Source organism: Nitrosomonas sp. H1_AOB3, from assembly GCF_015709435.1.
GTDB classification, from domain to species: domain Bacteria; phylum Pseudomonadota; class Gammaproteobacteria; order Burkholderiales; family Nitrosomonadaceae; genus Nitrosomonas; species Nitrosomonas europaea.
The window spans coordinates 2810763-2828115 of sequence record NZ_CP054389.1; the positions used below are offsets into that span (position 1 = coordinate 2810763).

A 17353-nucleotide genomic window follows, 5' to 3' on the forward strand; every position below is an offset into this window, starting at 1 on the left:
GTTTCTCGTAATGGCAATTACATTACCTGATGAAATAAGAACGGTGCGCCTTATCTTGAGTCAGTATCTTGCCAATCTGTCGGTTAGATTTCTTATGAACCGTAATTCATACAACAAGATTGCGCATTTATGGAATGTCGCTCGTAACGGGTTCTTTGGATACGAGCGCGAATATCTCGATGCGGTTCTTTCGGTTGTACCCATAGGCTCAACGATTCTGGATCTGGGGTGCGGCACCGGCCGTCCGATGGCTGAATATATCGTTTCCAGAGGGCGTTGTGTTCTCGGAGTAGATCAGTCAGAGGAGATGCTGCGGCTTGCCCGCCAGAAGCTTCCGCACGAGCAATGGGTTCTGTCTTCGATAGAGTCGTATGAACCAGTAGAAGGGTATCACGGCGCTCTGCTCTGGGATTCGCTTTTCCATATTCGGCGTACAGAACATGAACTCATCGTAAGTAAGGTGGTACGCGGACTTCCGTCAGGAGGCAGGTTTATGTTGACTGTTGGTGGATCTGCTCACCCGGAATTTACAGATTTCATGTATGGAGAGGAATTTTATTATGATTCCAATACGCCACAAGAAACAGAGACGTTCCTCCAGCGATTATCTTGTCGTATGGTAATTGGCGAATATATGAATTTGCCGGATGGGGGAAGAGATAAGGGCCGATACGCAATTGTCGTGGAAAAAATTTAGTAGATTCACACAGGAGATTGATATGTCCAGTTTCGAAATGTTTGCTGATAAAAATATTGCAGCCGGGGAGCTTGCAAACCTAATGGCCTCTGCAGGCTGGGGTACGGAAGGGGATTATGATGCTACAGTCATTGAAAGGTCGCTGTCAGCTTATCCGATGATTGCCTATTGCCGAGATTCTGACGGGCTGCTTGTCGGATATATCAGTGCGTTCACAGACGGTGCGTTTTCAACCTTTGTGGGAGAGCTTGTCGTTCGGCCGACATATCAGCAGCGAGGAATAGGTTCTGCCCTGTTAGCTATGATTATTGAGAAGTGTCGCGGTGTGCCGGTGTATGCCACCCCGTTTCAGGGCACAGAAAAGTTTTTTCTTGACAGAGGTTTTCGTGTACCCGAGCGGCCGATGTCGGTAGTATCGATGCGCAACGCGACATAAATCTGTTGTTACATTGAGCTAATACAAGAAGCTGCGCAGCTCTGGTTGTAAATTATGGTGCGAAAAGCACTTGTAAACGGATGTAGAAAACTGAAAAAGGCCGGTTTTACCGGTTTGGGTATGATGGTTGGAAGGATGATGCGGGTAGGGCGATACCCGCATCAGGATGGTGCACTGTCTGATCAGCGAAGTGTATTGAGTATTTCTTCGCCGTATTTCTTTTGTGCCAGTTCGCGCAAAGCGATGACGATCGGTTTATCGCGCTCGGAATCGATCATCGGTGTGGAACCGACTGAGACTTGCCTTGCCCGCACAGTGGCTGCCAGGGTCATGTCGAAACGATTCGGGATTACTTCCAGACAATCTTCTACCGTAATACGTGCCATACAGGGTAACTCCAGTAAGAATTTGTAATAAAAATCTGTAAAAAATCAGGAGAATTCAGCAATCAGGGAACGCTGCCTGACGAGCTGACGTATCGTTTTCAATCGTTCAGCCTGAACGATGGAGGCAACATCTCGTGCTGCTGTTTCCAGTTCGTGATTGACCACCACGTAATCGAATCTGTTCACATGGCTGATTTCACTGCGAGCAGCAGCCAGCCGGCGTTCGATGACTTTATTTTCATCCTGACCGCGTTGTTCCAGACGCTGTTTCAATGCTTCCATGGATGGAGGCAGAATAAAAATGGAGGCTGCTTGCGGATAGAGCGTGCGTACCTGCTGTGCACCCTGACAGTCTATTTCCAGCAAAACATCCTGTTCTGCTGCCATGGTTTCTTCTATCCATTTGCGCGATGTGCCGTAGAGATTGCCGTGCACCTCGGCGCTTTCCAGAAACTCGCCACGTGCCTGCATGTCTTTGAACGTTGCATGATCAACGAAAAAATAATCATGACCATTTTTTTCGTCTCGTCTGGGTGGACGCGTGGTATAGGAAATCGAGAGAGTCAGATTGATATCCGTCTGCAGCAGAGTACGGATCACACTGGTTTTACCGGCACCGGAGGGTGCACTGATTACGAACAGACAACTCATAATGTTTCATTCTATTGAAATCGTGGCGTATTTTAACAGGGAAATACCGGAAAACGCCCGGGATTATCGTAGATGACGAGGACTCATGAATAAATTTGAAGCGGATCGTCGTTTCGGTTAGAATTCCGTCTTCTTCAGGCGCGTAGCTCAGCTGGTTAGAGCACCACCTTGACATGGTGGGGGTCGTTGGTTCGAGTCCAATCGCGCCTACCAGAAGACAACAGGCAGGTTCTGGTATCTGTCACCACCATTCCGGCTTCAGTCATATCTTTTCTATATTTTGTCTTGTTTCCCGCTTATCGGGAATTTTCTGATTTTCGTTTACTTGCGAGCATACGAATAGCGCATGCATTGCTGGAGGAAAATACTTTTTCTGCTGCTTCCCGCCATGGCAGCCAGACATACCCGAGATGCTCACGGGATGAGACTACGGCCGGTATCGTTTTGGGTAATTCCAAACCAAACACATGTTCGGTGTTGTGAGTAGTGCCCGGCGGGTAGCGCCAGTTCCATTCCTCAAAGATTTCGTAGCGGTTTTGTATTTGCCAGTCAGATAGCACGTAATCGTCGGTATTCAGACCGGTTTCTTCTCTAACCTCACGGACTGCCGTCTGCAGCAGTGTTTCCCCGGGATCCTGACTGCCTGTAACAGACTGCCAGTAACCGGGGTGGTCGGCACGTTCCAGCAGCAGCACCTGGAGATCGGCCGTGTAGATCACCACCAGAACGGATACGGGCAATTTATAGCGTTGCAACAGACAATCCGGTCAATTGTTCGTGTTTTCGGTCCGGCGTAGCCGGATATGCAGCTCTCGCAACTGTTTTTCCTCGACTGCGCCGGGTGCTTGTGTCAGTAGACATTGAGCACGTTGTGTCTTGGGGAAGGCAATTACATCGCGAATGGAGTCTGCTCCGGTCATCATGGCAACGATACGGTCGAGGCCAAAAGCGATGCCTCCGTGTGGTGGCGCACCGTATTGCAGCGCATCTAGTAGAAAGCCAAATTTCAGTTTTGCTTCATCATCCGATATGTTCAGTGCCTGAAACACCTTGCTTTGTATATCCTGCCGGTGAATACGAATCGAACCGCCACCGATTTCCATACCATTCAGAACCATGTCATACGCTCTGGAAAGCGCTTTGCCAGGATCGCTCGTCAGAAAATCCTCATGTCCCTGACTGGGAGAGGTAAAGGGATGGTGCAGGGCCTGCCAGCGTTTTTCTTCTTCATCCCATTCGAACATCGGAAAATCCACAACCCATAAAGGTTGCCAGGAGTCTGTGGCCAGATTGCGTTCATGCCCGATCTTGACCCGTAATGCGCCCAGTGCATCATTGACGACTTTGGCTTTGTCGGCACCGAAGAATACCAGATCGCCATTTTGTGCCTGGGTGCGCTCGAGTATCGACTGTACGACAGATTCAGGCAGGAATTTCAGAATGGGGGATTGCAAACCTTCTATTCCCTTGGTCAGGTCATTGATCTTGATATAGGCCAGACCCTTTGCTCCGTAAATGCCAACAAACTGGGTGTATTCGTCGATTTCCTTGCGAGACAGTTCTCCACCACCAGGAACACGCAGAGCAGCCACCCGTCCTCCTGCTTTCTGCGCAGCGTCGCGGAATACCTGGAAAGGTACGTCCTGCATCAGATCGGTCAGTTCCGTCAGAACTAGTGGTACACGTAAATCAGGTTTATCCGATCCGTAAAGGAACATGGCATCAGCATAGCTGAGCCGGGGGAAGGGATCGGGCAGGCTGATATCGAGCACACTTGCGAACAGACGGCGGATCATGTCCTCCATCATGCCCATGATTTCGTTTTCCGGGAGAAAAGAGGTTTCGATGTCGATCTGAGTAAATTCCGGTTGGCGGTCGGCACGCAAATCTTCGTCCCGGAAACAGCGGGTAATCTGATAGTACCGGTCGAAACCGGATACCATCAGCAGTTGTTTGAATAATTGCGGAGATTGCGGCAGCGCAAAGAAATGACCGGCATTGACGCGTGAAGGTACCAGGTAATCACGCGCACCTTCCGGAGTGGATTTGGTCAGCATCGGCGTTTCTACATCGATGAAGCCATGCTGATCGAGAAAAATGCGTACTGCCATGGTGACCTGGTGTCGCAGACGAATGTTGCGCTGCATCACCGGACGGCGTAAGTCCAGATAGCGATATTCCAGTCGTATTGCCTCGCTCAGATTGTCATCATCCATCTGGAAAGGAGGAGTGAGCGAAGGATTCAGAATTTCGATGGCGTTGACCAGCACCTCTATTTCTCCACTGAGAATTCCGTGATTGACCGTTCCTTCCGGGCGGTGGCGTACTGTGCCGGTGATTGCGAGCACGAACTCGCTGCGGATTTTTTCTGCAATCTGGAAGGCGGCAACATTATCAGGATCACAAACGATCTGGACAATCCCCTCACGGTCACGCAGATCGATAAAAATGACTCCACCGTGATCACGCCGGCGATGTACCCAGCCGCATAATGTAATCGTTTTATCCAGATGGCGTGTGTTGATGGCGCCGCAATAGTCAGTACGCATAAGTGACGTTGATGTTGATTGAATGAGAAAGTCGATTGTTCGGTTATTTCGCCCTGTAAAAATGCTGCCAGGGCATGTTTGTACTAATCCACAGAGGAAACAGTGGGAGCAGTGGTTGATGTCGATGCTGTCGTCGCGGTCGCAGTCGTGCTGTCAGTCGTCGTGGTTGCAGCTGCTTTATCAGTGTCGGCCGCCTCCTTGCCGGATTCTTCTTTGGGTTTCGAATCGGATCGGGTATTTTTATTTCTGAAATCTGTTACATACCAGCCGGTCCCCTTCAGCTGGAAACCCGCAGCGGATACCTTCTTGACATAATCACTGCTACCGCAGGCAGGGCAATTTGCGATCGGGGCATCACTCATTTTCTGCAGATGCTCTTTCTCCAATCCACATGCATGGCAGGCATACTCATAGATCGGCATGTTTTCCTCCTTGGAATAAAATCTTGAAAACCCGCATTATACTTGACTACAGGGGTAATTTCCCGGATGCAGTTCTGAGCTTTGGTTTAAGAAACGATCTTCTGGCTAATTTTCCTTTCTGCCGTATTTATCCTCGAACCGGACGATATCATCCTCTCCCAGATAGGAACCGGACTGAACTTCAATCATTTCCAGTGGCACACGCCCCGGGTTTTCCAGCCGATGTGGCGTTCCCAGCGGGATGAAGGTGGATTCGTTTTCGCTGACCAGAAAGGTTTTGTCTGCCCGGGTAACCTGTGCCGTTCCCCGTACTACGATCCAGTGCTCGGCGCGGTGGTGGTGCATTTGCAATGACAGCGCTGCGCCGGGGTTGACGACAATCCGTTTGACCTGAAAACGCTCACCTCTGTCGACTGAATCGTACCAGCCCCATGGACGGTATATTTTGCGGTGTGAGCGGATTTCCGGGCGATTCCGTTGTTTCAGTATGTCGACGATGTGTTTGACTTCCTGTGTTTTGTCCTGATGTGCTACCAGAACTGCATCGGATGTTTCCACGATCACTACATTTTCCACTCCGATACAGGCAACCAGCCGATGCTCGGAAAACGCCAGAGTGTCGTGACATGCGTGCAGCAGCACATCGCCGCGCACCACGTTGCCTGATTCATCCTTCTGTAACGTGCGCCACAACGCATCCCATGCGCCAATATCCGACCATCCGGCAGAAAGCGGGATGATGGCGCCCGGCGGCAGCATGTCCGGGCGTGCGGAAAGCGTTTCCATGACTGCATAATCGATCGAATCACTCGGACAAGCGGCAAACGCGGTCTTGTCGATACGGTGAAAATCACCATCGATCGAGCCTGACTGCCAGGCAGCGCGACAGGCTTCCAGAATATCCCGGCGGCAGGTGTCAATGGCGGTAAGCCAGATCGATGCACGCATCATGAACATGCCGCTATTCCACAGGTAGGAGCCTTCTTCCAGATAATTTTGTGCAGTGGCCAGATCCGGTTTCTCGACAAAACGGGCAATCCGGAAAGTGCCCGGTTCATGCAGTGCCGTACCGTACTGGATATAGCCGTAGCCGGTTTCCGGAGCGTTCGGTGTGATGCCGAAAGTGACCAGCATGCCACTTTCAGCGAGTGTCATTCCTTTGTGAATGATTGCCTGAAAAGCTGAAATATCCGTTATGACATGGTCGGATGGCATGACCAGCAGAACCGGATCATCACTGTCCTGCATGGCAGCCAGTGCAGCTATCGTCAGGGCAGGAGCGGTGTTGCGTCCGTAAGGTTCGAGAATGATCTTGCCGGTTTTGCCCAAAACTCGTAGTTGCTCTGCAATTACAAAACGATATTCTTCATTGCTGACAATGATGGAAGGCTGGACAGCAATATCTTCCAGCCCATCCAGGCGACGTACGGTTTCCTGCAGCAGGGAATACCGGTTGACCAATGGCAGTAACTGTTTTGGGTACTGCTGGCGTGAGAGTGGCCATAGGCGTGTACCCGAGCCACCGGAGAGAATGACAGGAATGAGCGTGTGTTTCATGTGTACATTGGTTTGATCACAGGGAAAATGGCAGTCTTTCGCCAGATTTCAGGGATGCAGTTCTCTGATCAGTATCTCCACGATGCGGCGTGCAGCGTTGCCATCCCATAAATGCGGCCGGCGTCCTTGCTTACCGCGTCCTCCCAGAATATCATCGACTGCAGCCAGTATTCGTTCAGGGCGGGTGCCTGCCAGTGTGTTCGTGCCTTCCTCCACTGTGACTGGTCGTTCGGTATTTTCCCGGATGGTGACGCAGGGAACTCCCAAGGCAGTGGTTTCTTCCTGCAGACCACCGCTGTCGGTCAGAACGAGCGTGGCATCTTTCCACAGATGAAGAAATGGCATATAAGCCTGCGGGCCCATCAGGATGATATTTGGCCCAAGATCGATATTGAATTTCTTCAGGTTGTTCTGCGTGCGCGGGTGAGCCGGGAAAACAAGTGGCAGGCGTTTGGCAATCTGTTTCAGTGCCAGGCTGATACGTTCCAAAGCTTCAGGATTATCCACGTTGCTTGGCCGGTGCAGTGTGACTACACCATACGGTTGATTATTCAGCGAGGTTTTGAGCTGACTGGTTTCAAAGTCGGAGGTATCTGCTCGCGCAAGCTGTTCTACCTGATAAAGCAGGTTGTCTACCATGACATGACCGACGTAGTGAATGGCTGATGCCAGCTTGCCTTCCTGCAGCAGATGCTGTTGTCCACTCGGTTCAGTTACGAAAAACCAGTCGGTGATACTGTCTGTCACCAGGCGGTTGATTTCTTCCGGCATGCACATATCGCCACTGCGTAGCCCCGCTTCAACATGGGCAACCGGGATATGCAGTTTCTTGGCCACGATGGAACAGGCCAGCGTTGAGTTGACATCGCCCACGACCAGTACCGCATCTGGTGGTTCCGTTTGACAGTATTCTTCGAAGGCAACCATGATTTTGGCAGTCTGCTGCGAATGACTGCCCCCTCCAGCCGCCATGAAAATGTCCGGCTGCGGAATCCCCAGTTCCTCGAAGAAAACATCATTCATTTTCCGATCATAATGCTGACCGGTGTGGACTATTTTATAGATCAGCCTGTCCTGTTGCTGCAAAGCACGGACGATGGGTGCAATTTTCATGAAATTAGGTCGGGCACCGGCAATGAGATAGACCTTTTTCTGCATAATCTTCCCTAACGAAACAATGAGCAGGATTGTAAACCATCCAGAGTATGCTGCCGGCAGGAAAACATGGGTTTTTCCCGCCTGTTTATGCAAATGGAGTTAAAGGTGGGCAGAGGCGATCAATCAGGGCTTGTCCGCTTCATCAAATTTCTGAGTGTTACCGAAGCAGGTTACAGGGCTTATAATGACCGCATTCGATTCTACATCTGATCAGGAGAAATCATGCCTTCATTCGATATCGTCTCTGAAGTGGATAAACAGGAAATTCGCAATGCGGTTGATCAATTGAACAAGGAAGTTTCCACTCGATTTGATTTCAAGGGCTCGGATGCCCGTGCCGAACAAACTGATTATGAACTTTATCTTTACGCTGATGATGAATTCAAACTTGGCCAGGTCATGGATATTCTGATGACTAAATTTACTAAACGCGAGATTGATGTTCGCTGCCTGGAAAAGGGTCAGACCGAAAAAATCAGTGGCAATAAGGTGAAGCAGAAGGTAACGGTTAAAACCGGGGTGGAAAGTGATCTTGCTAAAAAGATCATCAAACTGGTCAAGGACAGTAAACTTAAAGTCCAGGCGAGTATTCAGGGTGAGGTGGTGCGGGTGACTGGTGCCAAGCGTGATGTCCTGCAGGAAGTCATTCAATTGGTGAAGGGCAGTATTACCGAACTGCCGCTGCAGTTTCGCAACTTTCGAGATTGATTGAACAGGACACTATCAAAATAATTTCAGGTGCGATTCCGAGCAACCCCGCAGTAATCAGTAAATTAATACCTGATACTGCAGTTATGCTCGAGTGGTGTCTGAATGATCAGTAGCTTATTTCAAGAGTATCAGTAATTCCACTGTAGCTGGAATCTCAGGACATCAGCCTTGTATCGTTCGTAAGGAGCACTCGCCAGATTGGTACGATTCATCATGTGATAAACCGCTGTAAGCTCAATTTCCTTCATAACCTGCCATTCCAGTCCAAATTCCCAATCATTAACGTGATTTTTGGGAGTGTTGCGCTCGAATTTCTGACCGCCCTTGAAGTGTTGCCATTTAACGAACGGGAACAGCGTCCCCCAGCGTAACCCATCGATTTTGTAGGTTGCCAGAACATAACCGCCGTTGAGCGAGGATTCAGTGAGCATCGTCTGGCCGTCATTTAACTGAGGCCCCCGCCCCCAGTTCCATTCTGCCTGCAGCCCGAAGGGTTGCGGATAAAGTACAGCATGTACCCCGACACGCTCATCTTTGAATCCTTTCTCCGGTGCATCCATGATCGGAGTAATTCCGCCTGCAGGGCCGGTTGATGGAACGAAGCGCCCATGTAAAGCCTGTACACCTGCTTCAAGAATTTGGCCGTTGCTGAATTGATGCGGGTAGGTGAAGCGGGTGACCATGTGCACACCATTATTTCCTTCGAGGCGGTTGGCACCCTGTCCATTGTAGATACCAAAGGCGAACATGCCATAATCACCGGATCCTTTCAGATTTTTCGCCATGACTTCTTTGAATCGGTCACGTATATGAGCCGGGGCCCAGTAGAAGAATGCACCGATGTCACGCTCATCCCGGCAGCAACTGTTCATTGCATCATTACGATCAAGTGCAAGGCGATTCTGGCTGGATTGCAGATTCTCGAAACTGTAAGGGATTTTTGATTGCCCGATCCTGACACGAAATTCCTTGTTCTTATCGAAGTAAATATCGGCGTAGGCATCCCTTAATTGGGCGAAATGGCCTGTACTGGAGCCGGACGGAGTACTGGCGAAGTCGGGCTGTATATATAAAGAGAGATGATCGTTGATATCGCCGAAAATAACCAGGCGTGCCCGTCTGATCAGAAAAGAGCTATCCTCACCTACCGACTTGTCAGGCCAGTAGGATACGGCATCCTTATCTCCGCTCACGGTGCTGCTATAGCGGAATTGTGTATAGCCTCGAATACCGATTTTGTCGTACCATTTTTTTTCTTCCTTGGGCTTTTCAGCTGGGGGTTCATTGTTTTGTGCGACGGTTTGGCCTGAATCTTTCTGTACCTGCTGGAAAGTACCCATTTTGACCCTGTTTTCACCAGGTTCCGTATAAACCTGTTTGGTAACTGTATCTACATACAGATCTAATTCTTGTGCACCGGCTGGAGAGAAATGGGATGTAACGAGAATCAATCCCAAGCCACATATTGTTACGTTGAATCTTTTTATCATTGTTACCTGCCTCCCTTTTTGGAAATCCGTTGACTGGAATAAATCAGTTGAAACGGGAGGCATTATTTCAATTGCTTATGACACTCTTATTACATGACAGATACCGGGTTGACCGGATCAGAAAGAAGGGGCGTTTTGAAAAAAGTGGGATTGGAGATCGTGGTTAAGGTAAAGGGTTTTATATCCGGCAATGCGCCGGATTAATGGTGCAGCCGATTTGTTCTCAACAGCTACGATTGAGGTGTACCTGCATCCTGCTGGCTTTTCTCTTCCAGCCCGGCTTGGATATCTTCTGCGATAGCCCGATAAAGTGGGCGAAAGAGAGGCCGTATATTATCGATAGTTTTATTAACATCAACCATTGATGGAAAACGAAGTCCGCGATGATTAACGGGAGAGCCAATAAATTTAATTTGAATACCCAGTTTATTAAAGTGGGTGGCCAATCGCTCCTCGGTTAGCAGAAAAAGTACTTTAATATTGTATAGATGTGCCAACTCGACAGTTCCGTAATAAAGCCCAAGCGGGATATAAGGAAAACGTGGGGTTAGAGCAGGATCTAAATCATTTTCGGAAAGATTAATCGGACTGTTTGCTTCCCCTTTTCTTCGGCGAAATGATGAAAGGACTGCAAGGCGGGAAACTTCCGCAATTTGTTTCCTGGGTAGTTTTTCTGGATCGATAATCGAGCGATTAAGCGTATTCCCGCAAGCTTTCTCAAAGGGTAAAAGCCAGTTTGGATCGTCCGTAGGTGGGGTAATGATGCGGACACACCCGATAAATGTATTTTGTTTAATACTGTGAATTAATAGATGTAATGCGTATGCGTCATACTCATCCAGCTCAAACTTGTCTGGTTGCGTTGGTTCATACCCCAGATCCTCACAATAGACAGAGTGGCGGATATAGTGAGCCTCGTGTTTCAGCTCTTTAGTAAGAGCGGGTACGATTTTAAAATATTGCTTGAAGGCTGTTCCTAGGTGAGTAGTCTTTTGTGCAAACATGGCTGTAACATTGAAAATGTTTTGATAAACAACTAAAACTAAGGAAATTTTTGCTTGTTTTTTAGATTTACTCATTTTGAGCGAGTGTATTCTTATCAGTTGTCATAATATTTTGGATAGATTTAAGATAGATGTTTTTACTGGGCCAGAAGACTTGATCGAATTATCAAATCATGAAACTAAAGATGTTATCGGCTTTGTTTTTTTGATATTTAACAAATTATGAATTTAAACTGCGCGTTTGAAGAGTGGGCAATATTGATTGGTCAGGATCGAGTTTTGAATGGCAAGCTTGCTGAGTTGAATTACGGGCGTTGTACTACAGGGGAAAATCGGAGACTTTCCGGTGTTCTAAAGCTACTTAAACCTGAGGATATTGCACCAATTATAAAAACTGCTGTGAAGCATCAAGTTCCACTTTACCCTATAAGTACGGGCCACAATTGGGGGTACGGGACAGCCCTACCACCTGTTGATAATTGTGTAATCCTTGATCTCTCCGAATTAAATCGGATTATTGATTTTGATGCAGAAACAGGTGTGGTAACAGTCGAACCAGGTGTTACTCAAGGACAGCTTGCAGATTTCCTTGATCAGGGTGAATACCCTTATATGACACCAACAACAGGTGCTGGAAAAGCTGCAAGCATATTGGGCAATGCACTGGAACGCGGTTATGGCATTACTCCTTATACGGATCATTTTGGAGCGGTAATGGCAATACATGCTGTGTTGCCGGATGGTAGCTTTTATAGATCTGCCCTAACAGATCTGGGAGGAGAACAACTGGATCGCTCCTTTAAATGGGGCGTTGGTCCTTATATTGATGGAATATTTTCTCAAGGGAGCGTCGGAGTTGTAACCCAGATGACTATAGCTTTGGCAAGGCGCCCAGAAGTAGTGCAGTCTTTTTTATTCGGTCTGAAGCAACCAGAGAAATTGGGAAATCTTGTTTCCCGTGTCCGGGATGTGATCGCGCGCTACCCTGGCGTAGTTGGAGGAATCAATTTAATGAATGCTCACCGTGTATTGGCTATGACAACTACCTATCCGCGAGAGAGGGTGGTACCCGGAGAAGCTATCTCTCTTGAAATCTTGCAAGAATTGATGCAAAAAAATATGGTGTTGCCTTGGATGGGTCTTGGAACACTGTATGGTTCAAAAAGGGTAGTAAATGCTGTTAAACAGGAATTAAAGCTGATGTTATCCCCTGTGGCAGATAGGCTTTTATTTGTGACTGATGAGCGTATTCAGATTCTAACTAGATTAGGGAAATTCTTGCCAAATACTTTACGTTCCAGATTGACTTGCAAATTGGAAATGCTTGAACGTTCACTTCAACTAATATCAGGCTACCCGAATCAGACAGCATTACCACTTTGTTATTGGCTTAAAGGTAAACCCCAACAAGATGCCATGCTGGATCCCGCACGCGATGGTTGTGGGTTGATCTGGTATGCACCGCTGATTCCAATGAAACAAGCGTCCGTAGTTTCCTACGTACAAATGGTCTATGACATCATGGCGAAATACAGGCTGGAGCCGCTAATGACTTTAACCAGCCTTTCAGCAAGGTGTTTTGATAGTACTGTACCCATATTGTTTGACTTGAATTCTGAGCCGGAGCGTAGAAAGGCAGAAAGCTGCTATTGGGAACTGATGGAAAAGGGAAAGGAATATGGATTCTTGCCCTACCGAGTTGGCATACAGGCGATGAGCTGGTTGTCAGAGAATAACTCGTCATACTGGCAGACTGTTCGAAAAATCAAGCGCTCGCTCGATCCATCTATGATTATTTCTCCTGGCCGTTATATCTGATATGTCGGTAAATTTTACATATGTGGCAAAATGATTTTTTTGTTTTGATGCAATGGATACAGATTGATTATAAATCAATGGGTTGAATTTAATTCTAAAGAATGGCATAAATATTGCATATATATAAGCAGGCAAATGCCTGAAAGATATCGGTCGGATTTCTTAAGAATTTAGAGGAGTTAACATGAATAGCTTTAAAAAAATAATGGCAGCTGCTGTTTTGGGGGCCGCTATGACAGGAACTGCGCAAGCGGGTGTGGTTAACGTTATGGGTGTTATTTGGGATACAGATGCAACGGGGATTGATCAAGACTTTACGGGACGTTTCTCATACGGCCAATATTTCCAGAACTCCGCTTCTCAATTTATAAATCCAGCAAACGTTGTGGCTGGAGACGAGCTTGCCATATATGGAGAATTTACTGCATGGAATGGTGTGGAGACTAATCCAGGTAGCGTCCTTGGGGGTCTTGTAGGAGAATTTTGCCCTAGTTGTGAGGTTACTTTTGGGTTTTCTGGATTAAAGGCGGATGGAGCGGGGTCTTTTACATTTGATGATGCTGTTATTAACCTTTATGTTGACCACAATCCTAACTTTAGCCCGGCGTCAACTTCTCTTGTTGATTATGCAACATACGCAACAGATGGTGCCTTGTTTTTAAGTTTGAAGGTGGATGATATTGATTTTGCCGCTACAGGTGGTGCTGGTAATCAGTATCTATCGGGTAGTTTGGCTCTTAGGCTATCTGTTCAGGGCGGCCCTGCTGCAGAATACTTCGATACCAACTATTTTAATGATGGTGCGCTTGTATGGGATCTGAGTACATCTTCTTCTGCTATATTCGAAGAAATAGGTAACAATACTGGCGTGTGGGCTGCTACCTCGACTGGTCAGCTTAAGGGTGATACCAATGTGGTGCCAGAACCAACTTCTCTCGCTTTAATGAGTTTGGGGCTCTTGGGCTTTGGTGCTGCGTATCGTCGAAGAATCTAAAACCAGATAGTTTTTTATTACCTCAATATGTACAAAAAACCCTGCTTAAGCAGGGTTTTTTGATATTGCAACCAGCATGTTAATCTCATTTGAGCCACTTCTTTGAAAATTAAACTGCTTTCTCGATGATGGCTTCCCTGTGTGTCAAGTTTCAGATATCTGTTAAGTAGACAATTAATTTCCTAATCTATCTGGTTGATGGAGTGCTATCAGTGATTTACAGACTGAAGATATTTTTGAGTGCCGGTAAGAGAATTGTTTTTATCCTCATCGGAAGCGAAGGTTGTTTTACTGGCCTCAATAAATTGAATGATCTTTTTTTCCTTGTGTGGGGAGAAAAAATAGGGATATAAGCTTCTTCTACTTTGGTCAGCGTGCTTCTCAATACCGGCAATTTGCTCTTCGATATATTGCGCATTCAAGTGTAGCAATACCGCAGGCGCATTGACGCGGGAGCAGGTTTTCGCTTCTCCGATTTGTCTGAATCCGAACATGCGTTTCTGTGGAATCGCATGGCGTGGATTAACCTCGCAAAAAAAATCTGTTGTTTGGTTAATATGGCAAGCAAAGACATACATAATTTGAAAAAGTGATGCTGTCATCTCTTTTGAGCTGAATTCCGGGTTTATTGCGAATTTTGATATCTCGCATACCCTTCCTCCTTTTTTTCTAAAATGATCAATCTCCGCGTAATAAAGTTTGTCTGCCAGCAACCCTGTCTCGGAATCCGTTCTCAGCGTGACTGTTCCAGCAGTGATATCTCCAATTGTTGCCAGAAACGTAAATTCATTTGGATTATGCGAAAAAACGGATGTGCTTTCGGTGTTGTAGCCACGCGAGGCATACATTCGCTTGATGAGCGTGCTGGCCTTGATGCGCTGCTTGAGTGAATTGACCAAGTGAATGCTGTAGCCATTTCGTTGCAGAAGGCAGTCTGTTTCAGTTGCGTGATTCGGATTGTTGTCCGGGTGTCTGGAGATCCGGTATTTTCGAGAGCGGAGAGATTCCGAGTTGGTATCGTCAGATGAGGTGGAATCGGGTTGATAAGAGTTGAATGGAATGTGCACTGGCTGGATATTTTTTGCTGCGGTCCCTGATTGAAGATGATTCGCAATTTGCATGAGTGGTATTCCTCATAAGTTATTTTTCTGGACTGACTAGGTATTGCCCGAAAATAGCTGGCTCGATAAAAACAGTAAACTATTCTATTAAAATGTTATTTAGCAAAAGCACAATTCATGCCAGAATTAATAATTTAGATTAATCAATGGGTTGAAATTTTTTCTGTATTTTTGTGGGGAAAATTGTCGTGTAATCTGTGGTAAAAACCACAAATATTGATAATCGTTTGTATTTATTGAGTATTATTTGTCTGTTTTTGGAGACAGTGCGTTTTTTGCGGTAGGTTTTTGCCCAGTCATATTTCTGGAGGTCACTGGAGCACCCTTACATATAGTTTTGTGCGAAAGGGAACTTCGCAAGCCAATTAAGAGATTTCTGGATCGCTGCGCCGCCATGTAGTTAGGGGAGGAGGGTTAAACTGTCTCCAAGATCCTTCATCCTGTTTTTCAGTGTTTGCTTGTCTGAAAAAACTTGTACTATATTGATAATTTGTACTTGCCCACGGTGTAATTTCTTTTTGTCTGGATTTGGATATTTCAGATTCTTGATTACAGTCTTTCAATTTCTCTCAGGTATCAGAAAAAGTGTTTTTTGAATGGGTGGTCGATCCCGCTGCATGGGCGGGGCTGGCAACGCTGGTTATTCTGGAAATCGTACTGGGGATCGATAACCTGGTATTTATTGCAATCCTGGCAGATAAACTGCCGCCACATCAGCGCGGAAAAGCGCGCATCGTTGGTCTTTCTCTGGCGCTGATCATGCGCCTTATCTTGCTTGCTTCTATTTCCTGGGTCATAACGCTGACCACACCGTTGCTGACACTGTTCGATGTCGAGCTGTCCTGGCGAAATCTCATCCTTCTGTTCGGGGGTATATTCCTGCTTTTCAAGGGAACGATGGAGCTGCACGAGCGACTGGAGGGGCAGGATAGACAAAAAGAAGGTAAAAGCGTACATGCAGTTTTCTGGCAGGTTATCGTACAGATCATCGTGCTGGATGCGGTTTTTTCACTTGACAGTATGATTACTGCGGTGGGGATGGTGGAGCATCTCTCGGTGATGATGATTGCCGTAATTATTGCAGTCGTTGTCATGATGATTTCTTCCGGACCGCTGATGGCTTTCATTTCCAGGCATCCTACCGTTGTGATTCTCTGTTTGGGTTTCCTGATGATGATCGGCTTTTCGCTTGTGATCGAAGGTTTCAACTTTCATGTGCCAAAAGGATATCTCTATGCCGCAATCAGTTTCTCCATCCTGATCGAATCATTCAATCAGATTGCCAGGCATAACAAGGAAAAGCTCATTACAACCGGGGATCTGCGTGATCGTACTGCTGAAGCCGTATTGCGGTTGCTCGGCGGGCGTGGTGGTGAAGTCGGGCTGGGGGAGACATCGGAAGTGATCGCACAACAGGTGGCCGAAAATGACCTGTTTGCCCGGGAAGAAAAAGAAATGATTGAAGGCGTGCTGACGCTGGCCGGGCGTCCTGCCATGTCCATCATGACACCACGCACTGATATCGACTGGCTGGATCTGGGAGATACCAGTGAGATGATCAGGGCAAAAATAATCGATAGCGGCCACTCGCGTTTTCTGTTGTCACACGGTAACGTGGATGAGTTTGTGGGCGCTGCATTTGCCAAAGATTTACTGCGTGACATGCTGGAAGAAGGAAAGATCAATCTGGAAAGATCATTGCGCCATCCGATCGTGGTGCTTGAACGGGTTCCGGTGATCAAACTGATGGAACAGCTGCGTAACCAGCCGTTACAGTTGGCAGTGATCGTGGATGAATATGGATCAGTCGAGGGAATCGTTACCCCAGCGGATATTCTGGAGGCGATTGCCGGCGAATTTCTGGATGCGGGTGAAGAAAAAGTAATGGCGGAGCAACATGCTGACGGCACCTGGCTGATGGATGGATGGATCAGTATTCGCAAGGCATCCAACCTGCTGGAGCATGATCTGGTGGATGAAGCTGAACGTTATTCCACGCTCGGCGGTTATCTGCTCTGGCAGTTCGGCTATATTCCTGCAGCGGGGGAACAGATTACAGTTGATGATCTGGTTTTTGAGATTGTTTCGGTCAATAAGCATAATATCGGCAGAGTGCGCGTGCATCGTACGCAGCCTGAGAATGAATAGAGGTTTTGTGAGGCGGTTTGCTGATAATAGTGTTGTATCGTCAGATCCATATTTGTCGGAATTTTTTACATTGTTTGTAAGATCAGTTTGTCTTGGTGAATTTGCCGGGAAGTGTTTGAAAAATTTCTGTCCGTAAGCAAGCGGTTATCACTAAAGCCGGAATATTTCAGTGTTCTGGCATGATTGTTGCTCCATTAGTTATCAATAAAAC

16 protein-coding genes and 1 tRNA gene are annotated in these 17353 nt (G+C 47.2%); 7 read left to right on the top strand and 10 right to left on the bottom strand.

The features are described 5' to 3' along the window. Positions 1-10: 10 nt before the first annotated feature. Positions 11-697, top strand: coding sequence for a class I SAM-dependent methyltransferase (locus HRU73_RS13175; RefSeq protein WP_287398930.1), 687 nt, complete (start codon positions 11-13; stop codon positions 695-697). 22 nt (positions 698-719) lie between these two features. Beyond that, positions 720-1133, top strand: coding sequence for a GNAT family N-acetyltransferase (locus tag HRU73_RS13180; RefSeq protein WP_287398931.1), 414 nt, complete (start codon positions 720-722; stop codon positions 1131-1133). Positions 1134-1315: 182 nt separating this feature from the next. Here HRU73_RS13180 and rpoZ read toward each other — a convergent pair whose 3' ends face one another. Together rpoZ and gmk are read right to left on the bottom strand one after the other, a co-directional pair. Further along, the gene (gene rpoZ, locus HRU73_RS13185; protein WP_011112746.1) at positions 1316-1519 is read right to left on the bottom strand and encodes a DNA-directed RNA polymerase subunit omega; all 204 of its coding nucleotides are present in this window, start codon (positions 1517-1519) and stop codon (positions 1316-1318) included. A gap of 45 nt (positions 1520-1564) precedes the next feature. Beyond that, positions 1565-2170 (bottom strand): guanylate kinase, encoded by a 606-nt coding sequence (gmk, locus tag HRU73_RS13190; RefSeq protein WP_276818526.1) that lies wholly within the window; start codon positions 2168-2170, stop codon positions 1565-1567. 136 nt (positions 2171-2306) lie between these two features. Between gmk and HRU73_RS13195 the strand changes: the two genes are divergently transcribed. Next, a tRNA-Val gene (locus HRU73_RS13195) sits at positions 2307-2383 on the top strand. Between the two features lie 83 nt (positions 2384-2466). Here the strand turns inward: HRU73_RS13195 and nudB are convergent. From nudB to wecB, 5 genes are all read right to left on the bottom strand, one after another. Further along, a complete protein-coding gene (nudB, locus tag HRU73_RS13200) occupies positions 2467-2925 on the bottom strand; it encodes a dihydroneopterin triphosphate diphosphatase (RefSeq protein ID WP_011112744.1) in 459 nt (152 codons plus the stop codon). Between the two features lie 12 nt (positions 2926-2937). Then, a complete protein-coding gene (aspS, locus tag HRU73_RS13205) occupies positions 2938-4719 on the bottom strand; it encodes an aspartate--tRNA ligase (protein ID WP_011112743.1) in 1782 nt (593 codons plus the stop codon). 83 nt (positions 4720-4802) lie between these two features. Continuing rightward, positions 4803-5141 carry an FmdB family zinc ribbon protein gene (locus tag HRU73_RS13210; RefSeq protein ID WP_011112742.1) on the bottom strand — a complete coding sequence of 113 codons (339 nt, stop codon included), beginning with the start codon at positions 5139-5141 and terminating at the stop codon, positions 4803-4805. Positions 5142-5246: 105 nt separating this feature from the next. Further along, positions 5247-6698 carry a mannose-1-phosphate guanylyltransferase/mannose-6-phosphate isomerase gene (locus tag HRU73_RS13215; RefSeq protein ID WP_287398932.1) on the bottom strand — a complete coding sequence of 484 codons (1452 nt, stop codon included), beginning with the start codon at positions 6696-6698 and terminating at the stop codon, positions 5247-5249. Positions 6699-6746: 48 nt separating this feature from the next. After that, positions 6747-7856 (bottom strand): non-hydrolyzing UDP-N-acetylglucosamine 2-epimerase, encoded by a 1110-nt coding sequence (gene wecB / locus HRU73_RS13220; protein ID WP_287398933.1) that lies wholly within the window; start codon positions 7854-7856, stop codon positions 6747-6749. A 222-nt stretch (positions 7857-8078) separates the two neighbouring features. Here wecB and HRU73_RS13225 point away from each other — a divergent pair, with 222 nt between their 5' ends. Next, on the top strand, positions 8079-8564 hold the full coding sequence (locus HRU73_RS13225) for a YajQ family cyclic di-GMP-binding protein (protein ID WP_287398934.1): 486 nt from the start codon (positions 8079-8081) through the stop codon (positions 8562-8564). A gap of 131 nt (positions 8565-8695) precedes the next feature. On the opposite strand, the gene HRU73_RS13230 is transcribed toward HRU73_RS13225, so the two are convergent. Both HRU73_RS13230 and HRU73_RS13235 read right to left on the bottom strand, forming a co-directional pair. Continuing rightward, entirely contained in the window at positions 8696-10057 is a 1362-nt protein-coding gene (locus tag HRU73_RS13230) for a porin (RefSeq protein ID WP_287398935.1), read from the bottom strand. Positions 10058-10287: 230 nt separating this feature from the next. Continuing rightward, positions 10288-11136, bottom strand: a complete 849-nt coding sequence (locus tag HRU73_RS13235; protein WP_287398936.1) for a PEP-CTERM/exosortase system-associated acyltransferase — start codon at positions 11134-11136, stop codon at positions 10288-10290. Between the two features lie 204 nt (positions 11137-11340). Here HRU73_RS13235 and HRU73_RS13240 point away from each other — a divergent pair, with 204 nt between their 5' ends. Beyond that, a complete protein-coding gene (locus HRU73_RS13240) occupies positions 11341-12879 on the top strand; it encodes an FAD-binding protein (RefSeq protein WP_287398937.1) in 1539 nt (512 codons plus the stop codon). Positions 12880-13063: 184 nt separating this feature from the next. Continuing rightward, positions 13064-13873 carry a PEP-CTERM sorting domain-containing protein gene (locus HRU73_RS13245; protein WP_287398938.1) on the top strand — a complete coding sequence of 270 codons (810 nt, stop codon included), beginning with the start codon at positions 13064-13066 and terminating at the stop codon, positions 13871-13873. 209 nt (positions 13874-14082) lie between these two features. Here HRU73_RS13245 and HRU73_RS13250 read toward each other — a convergent pair whose 3' ends face one another. Beyond that, a complete protein-coding gene (locus tag HRU73_RS13250; protein WP_287398939.1) occupies positions 14083-14994 on the bottom strand; it encodes an N-acyl amino acid synthase FeeM domain-containing protein in 912 nt (303 codons plus the stop codon). Between the two features lie 585 nt (positions 14995-15579). On the opposite strand from HRU73_RS13250, the gene HRU73_RS13255 reads away from it, so the two are divergent. Beyond that, complete coding sequence (locus HRU73_RS13255) at positions 15580-17142, top strand: TerC family protein (RefSeq protein ID WP_287398940.1); 1563 nt, start codon at positions 15580-15582, stop codon at positions 17140-17142. Positions 17143-17353 lie beyond the last annotated feature (211 nt).

Excerpts from the sequence above, each read along its gene's own strand:
- gmk (WP_276818526.1), bottom strand. The coding sequence starts at position 2,170 with ATGAGTTGTCTGTTCGTAATCAGTGCACCCTCCGGTGCCGGTAAAACC.
- HRU73_RS13210 (WP_011112742.1), bottom strand. The coding sequence starts at position 5,141 with ATGCCGATCTATGAGTATGCCTGCCATGCATGTGGATTGGAGAAAGAG.
- HRU73_RS13230 (WP_287398935.1), bottom strand. The coding sequence starts at position 10,057 with ATGATAAAAAGATTCAACGTAACAATATGTGGCTTGGGATTGATTCTC.
- HRU73_RS13245 (WP_287398938.1), top strand. The coding sequence starts at position 13,064 with ATGAATAGCTTTAAAAAAATAATGGCAGCTGCTGTTTTGGGGGCCGCT.
- HRU73_RS13180 (WP_287398931.1), top strand. The coding sequence starts at position 720 with ATGTCCAGTTTCGAAATGTTTGCTGATAAAAATATTGCAGCCGGGGAG.
- wecB (WP_287398933.1), bottom strand. The coding sequence starts at position 7,856 with ATGCAGAAAAAGGTCTATCTCATTGCCGGTGCCCGACCTAATTTCATG.
- HRU73_RS13175 (WP_287398930.1), top strand. The coding sequence starts at position 11 with ATGGCAATTACATTACCTGATGAAATAAGAACGGTGCGCCTTATCTTG.
- aspS (WP_011112743.1), bottom strand. The coding sequence starts at position 4,719 with ATGCGTACTGACTATTGCGGCGCCATCAACACACGCCATCTGGATAAA.
- HRU73_RS13235 (WP_287398936.1), bottom strand. The coding sequence starts at position 11,136 with ATGAGTAAATCTAAAAAACAAGCAAAAATTTCCTTAGTTTTAGTTGTT.
- HRU73_RS13250 (WP_287398939.1), bottom strand. The coding sequence starts at position 14,994 with ATGCAAATTGCGAATCATCTTCAATCAGGGACCGCAGCAAAAAATATC.
- rpoZ (WP_011112746.1), bottom strand. The coding sequence starts at position 1,519 with ATGGCACGTATTACGGTAGAAGATTGTCTGGAAGTAATCCCGAATCGT.
- HRU73_RS13225 (WP_287398934.1), top strand. The coding sequence starts at position 8,079 with ATGCCTTCATTCGATATCGTCTCTGAAGTGGATAAACAGGAAATTCGC.
- HRU73_RS13215 (WP_287398932.1), bottom strand. The coding sequence starts at position 6,698 with ATGAAACACACGCTCATTCCTGTCATTCTCTCCGGTGGCTCGGGTACA.